Genomic DNA, 16,930 nt, shown 5'->3' with positions numbered 1-16,930 from the left:
GATAAGTGGGGCAGATGGAAGATAAAGGGGCCAGGTGTCGTCTGGCCCACAGGGTGATTAACGCTCTTTCTGGATGTTACGGGTTATCTCTGGCACAGGCTCACTGCGCTCACGGCCGCGTGGTTCCGCCGGCAGGTTAAGCAGGTTCTGCCGTTCCATTTCACGGGCCGCACTGGCGACTGAGCGCTCTGTCAGGCCGTCCGGCATCCGTTGAGGAGGCTGTACGGACCGGTCATGTTCCTCAGTGACTTTCCGGATGATCGCCGCCGGGATGTTTCCGGCCCCCGTTTCACCTGCAGCGATTCGGATATCTGACGGCAGGCCACCGTCTGCAAGGGCGCTGATCACGGCTCTGACGATGCCGGCCTTATTCCCGTCCTGTGCAGGTATGGCACTGGCGGCCTGACGGACAAGTCCGGCATAGTCGGGCTCTTTTTCACCCGGCAGCGCCGGGATTTGCAGCCTGACGGCTTCCGTTACCCGTGCAAGCAACGCGGCACTGAGGGCACCTTTTTCACCGGCTTCGGCTTCCGGAAGACGGGCAAGTGCTTTCGCCGTCGCTTCCGCCGCAATCTGCTTCGCGAGGCTCTGCAGATCTGCGAGTGCCTGTTTTTCTGCCCTGTCTTCCGCTGGCCGGACTAACGACGCCGGGAGCGCCTTGTCCAGGGCAGCGAGGGCAGCACGCAGCGACGCCGTATCATCACGGACAGGGCCGTCAGCAGGCAGGTTTTTAAATATATCCTGAAGCTCAGCCCGCACCAGACTGACCAGCGCCGCATCCGGACGTGAGGAGCGTTCCGGATGGCCACCGGCCACCTTCAGCAACTGCGCCGTTGGCGTTTTGCGGCCGGTCTGCAGGACCACCCCCGTCTCCGGGTATCTCCGCGCTGCTTCCACGCCCTGCTCAAGAGACATCACAATCAGCGTTTGTCCGTTACGGCTTTTCTGGAATATCGCCGCCTGCGCACCATCTGTGAACAGATCCCTGCCGTTCCCGGCCACCTTCAGGCCCTTATCAGGCTGAAGTGGATACAGGCTGACGCCAGCCGTTTTGCCGTTCCCGTCAAAGACAGGCAGGGCAAGATGGGGCGCAGGATACTTCCTGGTGGGCGGAACAATACGCGCGGTGACGGGATTGTGCTTCAGCCCCTGTTCACGCAGGAACGTCCGCCCGATTGCCGTTTTGGACAGTGACTTACCCATCCCCCATACTAGCCGCGCCTGGGCGCGTTCTGGCTGTGGATCGAGCGCATCGTGCGCCGTCTCCGGCTCTCTGTCCCTGTTCTGCAGCGTGTTCAGCCAGTCTGACAGACCGTCCGTGTAAATCTGCACATGATCGACCGCGCGGGACAGGCTGATGTAAAATGCCCGCATTCCGCTCATGCGCTGACGCGCGCCCTCAGTCCCTTCAAGCGCAATGACAAAATCTGCACTGGCCCCCTGTGCGCCGTAGCCGGTCACCGCCCACGCATAGTCGAGATGCTGATCGGCCGTCACGGTGCCCGGTTCAATCACCTTTTCGCCGGCAGCATTCTTCAGCACCACCTCGCCGTTCTCCCGCAGCGCCTGCACCCGGTACTGTTCATGCGCAGCGTGGCCGGCTGCTTTCTGCGTTTTGTTCATGCGCACGCTGTCTCCCACCCGCAGTTCAATATGCTGGCGCTCGAAAACCTCGATTTCCGTCACGTTCAGCTCGGCGGGAGAATAAAAGTGCGTTCTGCCGCCTTCGTCCCGCAGGACGATCCGGTTTATCCCCGAATCCACCGCCGTCACGCTGAGATAGCTGTCGTTGACCTTTACCACCTGACCGGAACTCCAGGCCGACGTGCGGTTGAAGTCATGACGCCCGCCCGTGATGCGCGACAGCACCGGCACGGTAACGGCCTTCTCACCCAGCTCCTTCAGTTCAGTCAGCCTGTCATGAATGCCCTGATTAATGGCGCGACGGTCTTCGTTCAGCTGCGCGATGATAAGCGTCTTTTCCCGTGCGGCGGGTGTGCGCCCTGTCCAGTCCGCCACAATGGCCTCCACCGGTGCCTGGGTTTCGACAACAGAACGGGCAGGCAGAACCACCTGCTCTGCTCGTGGCACCACCGAAGGAAGCACCTGCATGATTTTTTCAATGGCCGCGGCTCCCTTGTTCTCGATCGCGCTGTAAACCGCAGATTTCAGGTTTTCATCGCGCTGCCGGACAATCTCTTTCATCACGGCAACGTCAATGGGGCTGCGCTCCTGAACCAGCCGGAAAGGCGCACCGCTCTCGGGAGAGGTAAACTGCGCGACGTCCCCGACCAAGACTGCCCGGCCCCCGCCTGATGAAATAGCCTGATAAGCCGCCGCGGTGTCCTGGTTTCCCAGCATCGATGACTCATCAATGAGGAAAAGCGTGTTCTCATAACGGACGCTTTCGCCTTCCGCCGTGCGTTTCTGCCAGTCCACGATGAACGATTTCAGCGTCTGGGCCTCGATGCCGACGCTGCGCATCTCCTTCACCGCGCGGTGCGTGGGGGCCAGTCCGATAACCTGCGGGCGGGCATGCTCAGGCAGCGTATCAAGCGCCGACGTTACCGCCCGGAACTGAGTGGTTTTACCGGTGCCCGCATACCCCTGTATGGCAATAAACCGGTCTTTACTTCCGAGGATAAGGTGCGTCGCCTCACCCTGCCCGCCGGTCAGCCCGGCGGTGAGTGACGCAGGCACGGCCTCCATGAGCGGCGGCACGGCATTTTTTCCCGCCGCAATTTCAGCCACGATAGCCTTTTCCATCTCCCAGGTGGCACGCGCCACATAGCGGCTCTCACCGTCAACCGACACGCGAATCAGCGCCTTCTCCGCCACCTGCTGTCGTAGCATCTGCTGCAGTCCGGGTGTGTCGGGCACAAAGCTCATGGCCTCCTTCAGCAACTCAACCTCGGTGAAGGCCACGTCGCGCATCTGGGCCACGGCGCGCGTGAACGCCTTCTGCAGGTCAGTCTGTACGCCGCTTTTCAGCGCCGTCACGGCCTCCGTGGCGTCGTCTTTACCGCTCATCTCGCGGACCAGCGACAGCGGCGTGCGGACCGACCGCATCCGTTCAATGCGGTCTTCCGCCCGGGCCTGCGGCTCGCCCGTGAAGATTTCCGCTTCATGGCCGCTGCGCGCCAGGGTGTTCATCATGTTCGCCGTCAGATCCCGCCCGTTGAGGCTGGCCAGCACCACCCCGCGATCGTTATCGAGGCTGCCGGGCGCGGCGACGTAGGCGTGGGTCAGGTACAGCGCGCGGCCGCTTTCGAGGGTCACCGGCTTTTTCTGTCCGTCGCGCAGGACGGTAATCTGACCTTCACTGACGGACTCCACCGTCAGACGGTCGCGTGCCTTCAGGCCAGCCGCTTTATCGCCGGCCACGGCAAACAGCTTTTCACCGGCAGAGACCGGCAGCGTCTCGCGGTCAAACAGCCGCCAGTCTCCCGTCAGGGTCCGGATATCCTGTACGCTGACAACGCCGTCAGTATCGATGAGCGACAGCTGGCGGGTGTCTTCGTGAATACGCTCTATAACGTAATGTCGCGTCTCATTTTTGTCCGAGCGATCTTCCAGTACCTGCCCGGGCCGGTAGGTGTTTACCAGACGACGGGTTTTGGCCGTGGTAAAAACCGGAATACGGGCCTCCACGGAGACCTCTTCCTGACCGAGTTTACCGGCGTCTTTCAGCGCCGACCGGATGAGGCCGTTCAGATGCTGCTGCTCACGTTCGCCTGCGACCGTCGCGCTCAGCGTCATCTCCGGCCCGCTCAGTTCGGCATAGCGCGTGGCCAGCGCCTGATAGCGGTCACGTTTGTCAGCAATACTGATAACGCGGGCTGCCAGTCCGGGCGACGGCTCGCTGAGTGACAGACGCGGGACGCCCGACTGCTCCAGGACAGACAGCGCACTGGTTGCGGCCGTGCGGCCCGCTCCGTCAAGGAACAGCAGCTGGGCATTCTTCTCCAGCGCCTCGCCAGTCAGCACAAGCATCTCCTTGAGGCTCAGCTTCTCTGCGCCGTCTACCACGAGCGTACTCTGAGGCGCCAGGCTGAAGCCGTTACCGAGTATCCGGCTGCGCTGCATCAGGCTGTCTTTCAGCAGCCCGGATTTGCCGAGTGACAGGGCGCGCTCGGCAGAGGCGGCCATGACCATCACGTCACGTCCGTGAGCGCGTGACATTGTCACCAGCTGCTCTGCCGTTTCCCGCTGGCGCAGCGCTGATGAAGGGGCATTGAGGATGGCCACCGGTGCCTGCATCGCTTTCTCAAAGCGGGCGGGCACCGGCTCTTTCGGCGCGCGAAAGCTGGCCACCACGTTTTCTCTGACCGCACTGCCCGCAACAGACTGCAGCGACAGTTCGTCAAGCAGGTGTATGCGGGAGGTGAATACGCCCTTGTCCGCATCCAGCGGCACCAGTTCGCCACTGCTGATCACCTTATCCAGGGCGCGTTTCAGATCGGGGATTTTCTCTTCGTGCTGCCCTGCGCTGAAGGCAGTCACCAGCAGATCGCCATACGTAAAGCGGGTCTGGCTGTCGCTCAGTACGGAAATGGCTTCCCGGACGGCCTCTGTGGCATCGGTGCGCAGGGGAGCTTCAGGGCCGGACTGCACAGTCTCACGCGCCCGGGCATCGCTGACGACCTGTTTAATGTCAAAGCCCAGATCGTCCATCTGCCGCTGCCAGCGCGCCTGCAGGCGACTGCGGCCCCTTTCGGTTTCAGGTTTGACAATCGGCTCATTGCCGGGGGCAGAGATGTCCCGTGCCGGTCCCGTATCGACCGGCTCCGCTTTGTCCGGCGCTGCGGTGACGGTCTTCTCAGCCGTCCCTGCCTGCTCCGGTTCCGGCGCAGCCTTACCGGCAGCGTCTGCGTGCGGACCAGCTTTCTGCTGAACGTCCGTGTGCCTTTCTGTGGAATCGGATGCAGGGGTCTTAACCGGGATTTCCGCGTTTTTGCCGCTGACCACCTCTGCCTGTCCGGACTCTGGCTGCTGAACTGCGCTTTCCACCTTTATGCCACGTTCCGGTGAAACCCCGTCAGGCCCGTGCCTCGCGACGTCGTCAGGACTCTTTGCCGGCAGGGTGTCGCCTTCACCGTAGCGGTCAAGCGACTGTTTACGCTGGCGCGTGTCGAGCGCGGCCACATCACGGCTTTTCAGGCTGGCATCTTCCCCCACGCTGCCATGAATTTCCCTGTGCCGTGAAGAGAACTCTTCCAGTACGGTTTCGGTAAAGCCTTTAACCTCCCAGAGGCCATGCGGTCCGCCGGTCAGCTCCGTTTCATAACCCAGCGCTTCGGTTTTTCCCTTCAGAGAACTGCGGTAAATCTGGCCAAACTTCACCTGGTGTTTGTAAATCGTCTCAATGAACCCGGTTCCGTGGATGTAGTCGGTGGACAGGGCTTTCCATTTGCCTTCATGTTCAGTGGCGTTCACCACAACGGCGTGGGTGTGAATCTGCGGATCGAGGTTGCGCGAGGTGTCATGCGTGAACAGCGCGGCCACCATCTTGCCGGTCGGTTCGATGCGGGTAATACCGTCTCGGGTGTTGCGCACGCTTATCAGGTTTTCAATCACCCCCAGCGCCTCTTTCACCGCCTCGTGATGTGCCTCCAGCAGGCGTTTGTCGCCTCCGGCCAGTATCAGCATGGAGATGCTTTTAGGGGCGGAAAACGTCAGGTCATGTCCCGGACGGTGGACGTGCGCGCCCTGCACCTCTTTGCCCAGCTCCGTTCCGTTGGGGAGCTTGCCATGCAGCACGTCCGTAAACGTCTGCAGGTCAACCGGGCCTTCCAGGCCCAGCTCGCGCGCGCCCTCACCCAGCCACTGACTTTCCAGGTCATCGAGAAAATAGTAGTTATCTTTGCTGCTGTAGTAACTGGCAGCATCGGCGGGCGGACGCCACCGGGGCGAACGGTCATCATCGCTCATAATCTCCGTGGTCATGATGTTCGCCCATTTCCTGCCAGGCCTCGTAATCTTCACGGTGGTGCAGGATGTTTTTTTCATCGTCAGCCATGCGGTAGTTTGCCTGCCGGTACTGGTCCGCGTAGGCCTCCTCCCGGCTGTCATGCACGCCTTTACTGTGTCCTGCCGTCTGCACAGTGAGCTGCCCTGCATCATCTTTTTCCGCCACCATGTTCAGCTCTGGCGCTTCGCCCTGCGTACCCTCCTCAGCCGTCGCGGAGTCATCCGTGTTGGCAGGCAGATTTGCCCGGCGGGCCAGGATGTCGAGCGCACTGGTCGTTTTGACCGGTGGTTTAGGGGGTACGGGCGCGGCAACTACTTTCGCTGCCGGTACTGATGCGGTTTTTTCTGCCGGCACGTCAGGCTCAGGACGGGCGACGGGCCTTACGGCCGGTGCAGATCGTGAAGCTGCTGCTCCACGACCGGGAAATGCCCGGACGTTATCAGGCAGCAGACTTTCAGCCAGAATCTCAGCAGGTTCCGCTGACGGGGCTTTTTGAGGGACGGGTACTGGGTTTTGCCCCGGTGCAGGCAGAGGCGTGACGCTGGCGGCAACAGGTGCAGGCTGCCTGACTTCCGCCCCTGACTCAGCAGCAACGGATGCCAGCGGCGGGTGTATGGTTCCCTCCAGGATTTCATCGCCGGTCGGAAAGCGCAGCCCCAGCCCGACAGCGTCACGCTCGTTCTGGCTGATGATTTTTTCCAGTTCAGGACTGAGGTTGTCTCTGAAGTCGCGCTCGATGAGCGCAGGATGATATTTCTTCTGTTCGCGGTACTTCAGGCTGAGCTTCACTACCGGATACTCGCCCGGCATACGCACGTAAAAGCGCAGGTTGGGCAGCTTCATGATCTGGTCATAATCAACAACCGGCTCCCTGACCTTGTCCTTGCTGATGGAAATACCGTCACGCTCCTGCGCCAGACCAAAGCTGTTCTGCTCACGGGCTTCACGCCGGCGCTGATGGCCCAGGTCCTCCTCGATCATCTTTGCCACCTCGGCGCTGGGTGAACGGCCGTAAAAGCGCGTGTTCAGCAGGTCAAAAATGGACTTGGCCATCTCGCGCCCGTAGACGTTAATCAGCTGGGGCATGTTCTGAATACCCAGTACAAAACAGGCACCGAACTTACGGCCCTCGGCCAGCGTTTCGCCCAGATCCGGGAGTTTCTGCAGGCCCAGAATTTCATCGCCGATAATCCATACACGGCGTTTGCTGTCCTCGCCCATGCTCTGAATAAACAGCGTGGCCAGCGAAAGCCACATCGTTATCAGCGGTCGGACAGATTTACGGTGACGGGCCGTGGTGGAAATAAACAGCCAGCTGTTGTCATACTGCTTCTCTGTCATCCATTCCCGGATGCTGAACTCGGGTTTACCCTCCTTGTCGAGCCCCTGCAGGTAACGCAGCGACTTGGCGTAGTTGGTCAGAACCGAGCGTATCGAGATGGCGGTTTTTTCGATTTTCTCCTCAACCAGGTTGGCCGAGGGCGTGTTCTTCAGGAATTCACGCAGGCTTTTCAGGTCAATGGACAGCAGGGTTTTCAGGAATTTTTCAATGTTGCGATTCGGGTCAGATGCAAACTGCATGGCCGTATCACTGAAGATGGTCCGTGATGAGGACACCCAGAACGGGTCCGAGTCGCCCTCAACCGGCATCAGCGCGGCCGTCATGTTCTCGTAATCCACGACCTCGCGGCCTTCACGCCACAGCACCCAGTTTTCGCAGCGTCTGTCATGCGTGTTCAGGATTTTGTCCACGCGTTCGTCGTAGTGCGTTTCGACAAACGTACCGCCCGAGTCGTAAATGATGGCGCGATCACCCCGCTTGCGGATGTAATCAAGCAGCCAACGGATAATGGTGGATTTCCCGACGTTGACGGTGCCGTGAATCAGGTAATTCATGATCTCGGCATTGCGGACCATGTGCAGCCCGGCCACCTGCAGATCCGACTTTTCCCCGGCCTTTTTCAGCAGCTGGTTAATAACTTTGAGGTTATCCGTAAGCTCCATTCCGGATATAAACTCATCCTCGGTTTCTTTTTTGCCTTTGTACCCTACGTACCAGGCAATCAGGCAGTAAAGCAGGCATGCTGTGGTACCGCAGACCGTGGCCACAAAACGGAGGCTGGCCAGAAAGGCATTTCCCATCCCCTGCATCCAGGCATCGGAGAGCAACTGCTCTGGCGTCATTTTCACCTTACACAGTTGCGTACCATCTCCGCAGTGCCAGGTAATGTCCCAGGTCGCGGTAGCGCTGGCAGGACTGAGTCCCATCAGCGAATGCGTCGGCCATGCAGCCCAGTACCAGAAGCCATTTCGCATCACGTCATCGGGCGTGGTCAGCCAGAAAAGCAGCGCCGTAGAGGCAATAAACAACAGTAACATCCAGTGGAAAATCCAGTTACTCACCTGCGCGAACATACGCAGGCGGTAAGCCATAATCTGGCCACCCTGGGTAAGATTTTTTGGCGTAAAACTCATGGGAAACTCCGGCAGACACGCAGAAGTGTCCCGCCCCGTTTAAAAGGAGCGGGTTGTAGGGTTACTGGGATAAGGAAGCGCCGGACCGGGACATCCGGCAAAGATGTTTACAGAGTCAGCCCGGAATTTTGCGGATGAAACCCGTCCGCTTAAGCAGCCAGCATCCAGCCAGAACAGGCAGGCCGCAGGCGGCAAAGAAAATATTCCAGCAGAGCAGCGTCAGTACCGACAACACGGCGCCGGCCGTCAGCGTCAGCAGCGCCATCAGAAAGGCGATCATACCCTCCGGCATCAGACCGTTTTGTGTACTTCGCATGGCCAGATCATATGTAAAGAAGTCACTGTGCGTCATGATGAACTGAATCATTGGCTGGCCGTACTGGCATAACACCAGCGCACTCCAGGCGAGGAACAGGGTAAACCAGGTTACAGCTGTGCGTACCACACCAGAAAATTGCAGCATAAGAGCTCCTTGTTAAGGGATATGAGAGTCAGGAAACATCGGTGAAATTGAGAGTATGCAGCGCCCGCCGCAGTCGCCGGGTCCGCTGAACCGGCGCGAGGAGGCGAAATGTCACCAGTTCAGCCATGAGGCACGAACGCACCGTTACAAAACACGGGTGCTTTAATTCAGGAATGTCATCAGAAGGGGCGGCATACACCCGGTTGCCAGGAAAGAAGGTCTGTTATTTTCCTCGGGTGTATGCCTGTTTCGTGTCTTTTTGCAGAGTTCTCAGTGTCGGCGTTTGAACACTCTGAAAGAACTCAGCAATGCTATACAGGTACTCAGATTAAGGCAGGATACCTGCGACAGATTTTGCCAGTTGGGCTTCGAGTACAGGTTTGGCATCATCGAATTTAAGGTTTACCTTGTTGGCGTTTGAAACCACACGCGTCTGATATTTCATTCGGTCACCCTGTTCGCTGCTGGTCTGCAATTTGATGCCGGATGTACCCTGCCGAAGAGCAGCTACGTTATCGGTGGTGACAGCTGCTTTACTGCGCTCTGAAATCTGCAGGTCGGTTACCATTGTGTAGTTAACGTCTTCTACCATCGCATCTGCGGCCATACCAATCAATCCTGCTGCAAGGCCAGCCCCCAGAACAGCGCCGCCTGAATTACCGTTATAAGCTGTGATGCCGGCCCCCAGTGCTGCTCCAGCTGCGCCACCTTCATAACCGCTGTTCAGGAATCCCTGCGCTTCCCGCAAATCCATTTTATCGGCTTTCAGTACGTTGACCTGAATCCAGTAGTTGGCTGCATCCGGGCTTGAAGTGAGGGTATAGCCTTTAGCCTGAACATCCTGCCCTATAAGGCCGTACAGGTCGCCCATATCTTTATCTGAAGTATTGCGCACCTGCAGCCAAACGGTTTTATTACTTGACGGATCAAGCCAGACTGTCTGACTCATTTGCGTTTTTACATCAAGATTTCTTTTTTTGATAGCGGTACTCATCGCACCACACCCGGACAGCACAAGACATGCAGCAGCAATCGCCGCCACAAAGAGGGAACGCTTTTTCATTTCAGTATCCTTGTTAAACGAAAAAAATGAGCATGAATGCCCGACATAATTTCCCAGAGGAGTTTTTTAGTCCTGTCACTTACTTTATTCAGAGGCAGGAGACATTGGTTTTATTTAAAGAACATCTGCTTGCTTATAATTATGCAGAGCATTGTGAGGATGTAACGGGTTTTTAATCAAGAAATGTTCTCATGACTTAAATCAAACTTATCTGCAAAAATAAAAGATTTGGCATTTAAGAATAAAAATAACCGGGCGGCCGCCCGGCTTGAAAGGAAATATCTATTGATAATGACTTTAGAGCAGGTCACAACATAATTAGATCTTTTTCAGTAAGGCACTGACTTTTTCGAGTGCAACTCCTGCGCCCAGACGATTTACTTCAGAACCAATAACAATATTGATTACGAATAGCAAGGCAAATTCCAAAGCTGGTACACCGAAAGCAAACCAAGGAACAAACCCTGCAGTTACTGATGAGATGAACATACATGTTAAAAACAGAAATACAGTTTTTTGCACAACTCTTTTCAAATGACTTAAGATAAGAGACTTAACTCTAACCTCAGCCGGAATGGTCATGTACATGATGAGGTTGTTGTAAGCCATAAAGGCGAAAAACAAACCTATTATTGCGGTTGGTAATATAACCGCCCATCCATCTGTCATTAGAAAATCCCAATAGTGACTCAATGACATTTCTTTCGCAAACTCGAAACAAAAGATTGAGAACGTACTTAACAACGACAGAAGGACAGATATTGCAGGTACATAAAAACATGCCTTCAACAAATCAGTATTTGAGGGAATTATGCGCTTACCTGAAGAAAAGGTATTAGTAAGCATATCTAAATCTGCATTGACATCTGCTGTCGTTAAACTTGCCATAATCCCTCTCCCACTCAGATTAATTTATGAGGCATTTTTTTGCTGGGCTCTTAGTTGCTCAAGTTTAGCCTTAAGCTCATCCGTTTCGTGTGCATCAAAAACAGGTTTAGTCTGTTTTATATCTTCTTCCGTTCGTCCGATTTGTTGGCTCTTCACAGCACCCTGATGTTCGCTTCTAAGTATATCACTGGATGCCTGAACAGTGCTTTTATTTTTGCTTATTTCTCCGTCAATTTGTCCAATTTTTCCCGTATTCTCAAAGTTTCTATCTGCAAGCTTATCAGCAATATTTTGAGGACTACTTAAAGAACCAGCTTGTTGGTTGATACGGTCTACACCAGCCTGATAATCGCCGCTGATTAAAGACGTCCCAGCCTCGTGGCCGCCAACAACATTTCTTTCTGAACGCCCCTGAATCGTATTACCGCTTCTGCCATTATTCCCTGAAACCTCAAGAGAGCCAGAGGGTGTTAAAGGCTGAGATGTTGCCTGCTCAGTTCTGCCCATATAATTCTGCATGATTTCAGGTTCAAGACGTTCTTTCATGAACTCGGTGGCGGCAGCCTGAGCCGTATTGACGTTGGTCAGTACGTGCTGCGCATCACTTCCGTACTTAGCCGTAGTCCAATCCACAAACTCTTGATTGTAATTGGCGTCCAAACTTGCGCTCTGGTTCTGAGCCAGCGTGGCCATACGGCTGAATTCCTGACTACGGGTACTGCTGTCCGTGTATTGGTGATACTGACTTTTCGCATCATTAAGCGTGGCTGCAAACTGTTGAATTTTTGAATCTGACTCGTTATTAGTATGGCTTCCAGACTCGCTCAGACGGGTAGAGATGACCGTTTCCATTCCCTGTCTAAAGTCTTTCGCGTCCTGACTACTCTGGTCATGCCTGTTATCGCGTCCCTCTGTATGGCTGTCCTGAGTACCATGTGAACTACCGGATGTATGCCGCCAGTCTGCATTTATGTTCCCCTCCGCTCCAACACTTAATCCAGATGCCCACTTGCCGAACTTCCCTGCCAGTTGGTCGCCACTATCAAATTTCACATATCCTCTTGCTCCAGCTCCCATCCCACCCTGATTTGTAACATCCATCAGTTTGTTAAAGGCTTCAGCCTGCGAAATATTGTGCGATTTTGCATAGCTTTCCACGGCAGACTGCATTTGGCTCATACCCCTGCTCTCATTACTGCTCACGCTGTTATCGCTACCTTTCGTAATAGAGTCGCTGGTTCCGCTCTGACGGTTAAACTGCTCCAGTTGCTGATAACCGCTGGTTACGCTGTGATTGTAACCATCCAGTGCCGTCTGGGCTTCCTGCTGTGCCTGTCGAGACTGCTCGGAGAAGCCACTGCTTGCCAGAGAACTCAGCTTAAGATTCACAGGCAGATTTGAAATGGCACCACTGGTGTCATAAACGTTATGCCCGTCAGCCGTCTGAGTATGTGTGGCACCATTGCTGGTCTGGAACGACTGCTGGCCGGACCGCTGCGCCATATTGGTGTCAAACTTGTTGGCGTTCACGTTATCCATCGACATATTGTTAAAGGACCAGTTGCCGTCTGCGGTTGTTGAAGCCTGACCGCTCGTTGTGAATGCCGCTGAACTCAGTACCCCGCCTACCGCCTGCGAGGCAATGGAAGCCGCACCCTTTGTCAAAAAGAATGACAATACCGGTATCGACATGCTGAGGTAGCCTGCGATGTTGGCAGCATCGGAATGCTGAAGCGCCACCTGATCCATATTTGCCAGTACCAGCTGTGTCGCACCGGTTTTCGTCTGCAGATAGAAGTTGGCCAGCGAGTTGAGTACGGCAAACATAACTGGCCACATCTGAAAGTACAGAAACCCACCTGCATACATCTTCAACGTGTTAAGGCCGAATATGCTGTGGTTAACCAGCGACAGCACAATAACAAGCGGAAACAGTGCTATCAGTATCAGCATCATCAGAGACTGGAACATCGGCAGCGTCCGCGTGGCGATAACGCCGCCCGCCCCCCAGCTGATACGCTGCTTGGTCAGGCTTGATTCTGTCGCGAGATTCAGCAGGTTAGACGTATCGGAGGAACGCGCCGCAAATCCTTTCCAGCCGTCACGGATAGCCGCATTAGTGATGTTATTGCGCATGATCTGCGATGCCGTAAGCCCGCCGGAATAGAAGAAACCGTAACTGTCGTTCATCGCATTGATCAGCATGGAATCCGCATTCACTTTGTTCCCGAAAAGACGGGTTGCAACAGAGTGAAGAGTATCAGCACCGGGCACGATATCACGGCTCACCAGTGTTTTGATGGACGCAGCAGCCTGCTGGCAGGTCACAAACACCTTCCCGTTGCCCGTATTCTGGTAAAGGCCGCGCAACGGACTCGGCTGACTGGTGATAAGCGTCAGAGGGTCGCTGCTGTGCAACAGGTCGTTAACCGTGTACTTGTTGTTCAGCATAATATCGCCAATCACACAGTTCTCGACGTAATCGGGAAGCAACTGCGCCAGATCCGGATTGAGCGTCCGGAAATCGGACGACTGCGCAACAATCTGGGAGCCAAAGAGCATGCCGGTCTTGGTGTAGGTGAGCGAGTCAGGCCGCGCCAGGCTGTAATCATACAACTGAGCAACGGCAAATCCCGGTGCGGTCGTCAGCCCTGCGATTGCCGCCAGTCCGGCTGGCACATTATCGTCCTCGTAGACGGCGGCCGGATCGGTGATGTCATGAATCTGCACGCTGCGTTTTGGCACGAGCAGCACCGACGTAATGAGAAAGAACACGCCAAACCACTGCAGGAACACCATCGGATTTCGCGATTTAACAAAGCTGGCCATCACACCCAGCACCCCAAACAGGCCGACAATGCGTTTCAGTGTGTCATAGGTGTCCGAACCGATAATGGTCACCACACCGTTGAACACCTGCCGCCACATGTCACCGCCATAGATGGTCCAGACTTCAGTCATTGCCCGTTCCCCACTGGTAGTTACTCTGGTAAGACGTTGAGATAATGGTTGAAACCTGCTGCTGCAGGTACTGCATGTTGCGGTCAATGCCGTCGAGCGCATTCTGGTCTGCAGTGGACTGGAGTTTCATCTGTGCGAGCAGCGACTGCGCAGTCAGAACGTTGCCCCGCAATTCCCCTGCGGCCTGTTCCGGATAGTTTCTGCCGGCGAGAGACTGACTTGCCTGCTTGACCAGCTCCTGCAGGTACTGGATCATCATGTCCTGCGCGATAAAGTCAGCCACCTGTACCAGGTAGGTCGGACTCATGCCCATGCTGCGCGAGTTGGTCAGATATTTAAGTACCGGCACTGACGTCGTGTTGATGAAGCCTTTTTCCTGATCGGTCAGCGGTGAATCTGAACTGAGTTTTCCGTCAATCGACAGCATCAGCTTGCGCACCTGGGAAACCAGTGCGGCATCACTGCTGATGTTCACGGTCGCGACCGTAGGGCCCAGGCAGACGTCCATCGTGTCACAGCCGTAAATTTTTGCGGTGCCGCCGTTCATGAGAACCGTGATAACGTCGCGGTTATCCACCATTGGGGTGAGGATTGTCACCTGGCCCTGAGCGTTAAATACGATAGAACCGATGATGCTCATCACCAGTTCTTTGAGTTCGTTATTACCGTCGAACAGGTGATTACGGCCCAGGGCGTCCCAGATAAGGTTTTTGTTTTTGAGCACCTGATCTTTTTCATTATCCGGGGCGCGGTTTGTGACGTTATCTCCCTGACCACCAACCGTGCATCCCTGCCGTGATGCGGCCCAGTCTGCGAAGATATTGCTTTCGCCGGCAATGTCCTGGCAGATTTTCTGGTTTGAAACCTGCGTTACCGGCCAAAGCCCGCCGATGATGCCCTGAGCGGCCTGACAGGAACTCATGTTTGCGGAGTTAACATCCGACGCCAGCTTTTGCAGAAAGTCTTTGGCCTGCTTGAGTTCGGGCACCATCGTCTGGAGCGCCAGGTCGAAGGCATAGCCGGCAGCGTTACTCATGATCTGTTTCACGAAGCGCTGCAGTTCGGCACCATTGATGAAAGAGAACGCCCCCAGGTAAGAGTCAATTCCGCCACAGCCCGCATTGAGCGTAGGCACCTGCATAGAGATAAGCTGAACCTGTTTAACCTGATTACGCAGGTAGACTGAACCACCGGTAACATAGCCTGCGGCCTGTCCCTGCCATGCCTGCGCTCTTGAGACGTTACCGTCAAAGCCCAGACTGCCAAAATAACCGTTGAGATCGCCCTGCACGTCGGCCAGTGCAGGCGCGCAGATGAACAGTGCCGCAGCGGTAGAAAGAAAGATCTGCCTGAGTTTCATTGTTTCTGTTCTCCGTTAGCAGCCATCACAACTACCAGCTGATTAACAAACTGCATGTCATTTTTTTTCATAAGGTTCCTGCCTCAGAGCAGCCAGTGTCTTAGCCCGCAATACACAGACGGGCATGTCATTACTTGTCATCGCTGGTTCTCATGGTCCATAAATCCCTGGCGGCGCAGCGTGATGCTTATCAGCGCGCCACTGCCTGCGCCTCCGGCAAGTGAGAGCAGGAAAAGCAGCGGGAAATCACGCACAGCGCTCAGCAGCCCCTCCCCTGCTCCGGCTCTGAGAATGAGTAAGCCGCCATCGGTAAATTCGCAGACAAGCCAGGCATAGAGACCTGATGCGGCCAGAAATGAGGCGCAAACAAGCAACAGCACGCTCTCCAGTCTGGTGAGCGTCAGTGGTTCTTCAGTCATGTTTATCCCTGGGCGGCGATGCCGCTGCGTTACTGAGGGGTAACCGAGCCGCTGCTGGGAACCGGCCCCAGCGTGTCCGGAGGAAGGTGATCGATATCCGCTTCAATCATCTGAGAAAGGCGCTGGCTCATGGTGGCCATGTCGGTATCGCCCTGATAAAGCGGATAGGCCGTGTTGGTATTGACGTTGACCATAAACGTTGTCGGCGTGGCTATTGGCAGGCCATTACCGAAAAAGGTCAGGATTTCACCGGCAATGGGTTCATTTGGACCGGCTTTACGGGGTATCAGCGCGACCGGAAAAGACGCGTCCCCATACCCGTCGAGCGAGTAGGGATACACTTTGATGCCCATTTCATCCGCCCAGGTTTTCAGCTTGGGATCGAACTTTGCGCTGTACTGGCACCCACGCTGCATGAAGACCACCACAGCATAGTCATTAATGTTGACCTGACGACCGTCAGCCAGTTGAACCATACTGGGCGGTCTGTTTACATGCCCCTGCGCGCGCTGCGAGCCGGGTATACCCAGATCCGGCAACTGTGGGCCCTGCTTTGCTTTCAAACGCTCAAGCGCGGCAATCTCATCGGCCACCGTCGCCTGCGCCATCACCGGCGCAAAAAGCATCATCATAACGAGCAGCTTTTTAAGCCTCATTGTGACCTCCACTCCCACGCCCTGTGCGCCGGTAAACGATAATTTCATAAATGACTAACATCGCCGTCATACCGAGATAAAGGCTGCTGAGAATGACGAGAACATCGTGTGTGACGGTTACAGACCAGTTAAGTAACTGGCGAAGACAGTTACAGATAATGCCCGCCATAAACAGCGCGGCAATCAGCGGAAGTCGTTGCATCATTTACCTCGATTATTACGGCGGCGGAAATAGTGAGCGGAGTAACTCGCGAACACTGAAATCATCACGCTGGTTAAGTAGAGTTCCCGAAGCAGGTTGTTTTCCTGAACAATCCAGGTTTCACGACTTTCAGCGACCTTTACACATTCAGACGGAGGGGCCTCCGGTAGCTCAGACCTTGCTGTCACGTCATTTCGGGACTGCGGAGGAAAGTCAGCTGGCACAGTGGGCTCAGGCACGTCCTGCGACTTGCAGGTCCATACCTGTCCGGCAGCTGCATCGCGCACCGCCTCTTCAGCCCAATGCAGAAGCATCAGCCCTCCGCTTCCGGTCTCATTTGCGCAAAAAATGAAGAGTAAAAAGAAAAACATCGCCGGATGAATCACAAACGTCCGTAGCGTCAGGTTTGCCAGCCGCTGCACAGCCGTAACCCGTCCCTGCCACGCGGGAGAGAGCAGTAACATAGGAAGTC

General features: G+C 55.6%; 10 protein-coding genes and 1 pseudogene. All 11 read right to left on the bottom strand.

Going from position 1 to position 16,930, the window contains the following annotated elements; all coding sequences use genetic code 11:
• Nucleotides 1-57: 57 nt before the first annotated feature.
• The 11 genes and pseudogenes from mobF to EL29_RS21060 all read right to left on the bottom strand — a co-directional run bounded on the left by mobF (nucleotide 58) and on the right by EL29_RS21060 (nucleotide 16,922).
• Nucleotides 58-5,924 (bottom strand): annotated as a pseudogene (gene mobF, locus EL29_RS21110) (MobF family relaxase).
• Nucleotides 5,921-8,446, bottom strand: coding sequence for a type IV conjugative transfer system coupling protein TraD (gene traD, locus EL29_RS21105; RefSeq protein ID WP_028715678.1), 2,526 nt, complete (start codon nucleotides 8,444-8,446; stop codon nucleotides 5,921-5,923). Before traD ends, mobF begins: the two are co-directional and overlap by 4 nt.
• Nucleotides 8,447-8,561: 115 nt before the next feature.
• Nucleotides 8,562-8,909 (bottom strand): hypothetical protein, encoded by a 348-nt coding sequence (locus EL29_RS21100; protein WP_028715677.1) that lies wholly within the window; start codon nucleotides 8,907-8,909, stop codon nucleotides 8,562-8,564.
• Nucleotides 8,910-9,237: 328 nt separating this feature from the next.
• Complete coding sequence (gene traT, locus EL29_RS21095; RefSeq protein WP_028715676.1) at nucleotides 9,238-9,972, bottom strand: complement resistance protein TraT; 735 nt, start codon at nucleotides 9,970-9,972, stop codon at nucleotides 9,238-9,240.
• 318 nt (nucleotides 9,973-10,290) lie between these two features.
• Nucleotides 10,291-10,860, bottom strand: coding sequence for a hypothetical protein (locus EL29_RS21090; RefSeq protein ID WP_028715675.1), 570 nt, complete (start codon nucleotides 10,858-10,860; stop codon nucleotides 10,291-10,293).
• 24 nt (nucleotides 10,861-10,884) lie between these two features.
• Complete coding sequence (gene traG / locus EL29_RS21085; RefSeq protein ID WP_028715674.1) at nucleotides 10,885-13,821, bottom strand: conjugal transfer mating-pair stabilization protein TraG; 2,937 nt, start codon at nucleotides 13,819-13,821, stop codon at nucleotides 10,885-10,887.
• Nucleotides 13,814-15,181, bottom strand: a complete 1,368-nt coding sequence (gene traH / locus EL29_RS21080; RefSeq protein ID WP_028715673.1) for a conjugal transfer pilus assembly protein TraH — start codon at nucleotides 15,179-15,181, stop codon at nucleotides 13,814-13,816. Before traH ends, traG begins: the two co-directional genes overlap by 8 nt.
• A 137-nt stretch (nucleotides 15,182-15,318) precedes the next feature.
• Nucleotides 15,319-15,600, bottom strand: coding sequence for a hypothetical protein (locus EL29_RS21075; RefSeq protein WP_028715672.1), 282 nt, complete (start codon nucleotides 15,598-15,600; stop codon nucleotides 15,319-15,321).
• 29 nt (nucleotides 15,601-15,629) lie between these two features.
• Entirely contained in the window at nucleotides 15,630-16,256 is a 627-nt protein-coding gene (gene trbB, locus EL29_RS21070; RefSeq protein ID WP_028715671.1) for an F-type conjugal transfer protein TrbB, read from the bottom strand.
• Nucleotides 16,246-16,461, bottom strand: coding sequence for a hypothetical protein (locus EL29_RS21065; protein ID WP_235193329.1), 216 nt, complete (start codon nucleotides 16,459-16,461; stop codon nucleotides 16,246-16,248). The genes trbB and EL29_RS21065 overlap by 11 nt, the downstream gene beginning before the upstream one ends.
• Entirely contained in the window at nucleotides 16,458-16,922 is a 465-nt protein-coding gene (locus tag EL29_RS21060) for a hypothetical protein (RefSeq protein ID WP_028715669.1), read from the bottom strand. The genes EL29_RS21065 and EL29_RS21060 overlap by 4 nt, the downstream gene beginning before the upstream one ends.
• Between the last annotated feature and the right edge of the window lie 8 nt (nucleotides 16,923-16,930).

It is taken from the genome of Pantoea ananatis LMG 2665, assembly GCF_000710035.2.
GTDB lineage: Bacteria > Pseudomonadota > Gammaproteobacteria > Enterobacterales > Enterobacteriaceae > Pantoea > Pantoea ananatis.
The sequence above is the reverse complement of the archived record's forward strand: the minus strand, read 5'-3'. Positions and strand labels throughout refer to the sequence as shown.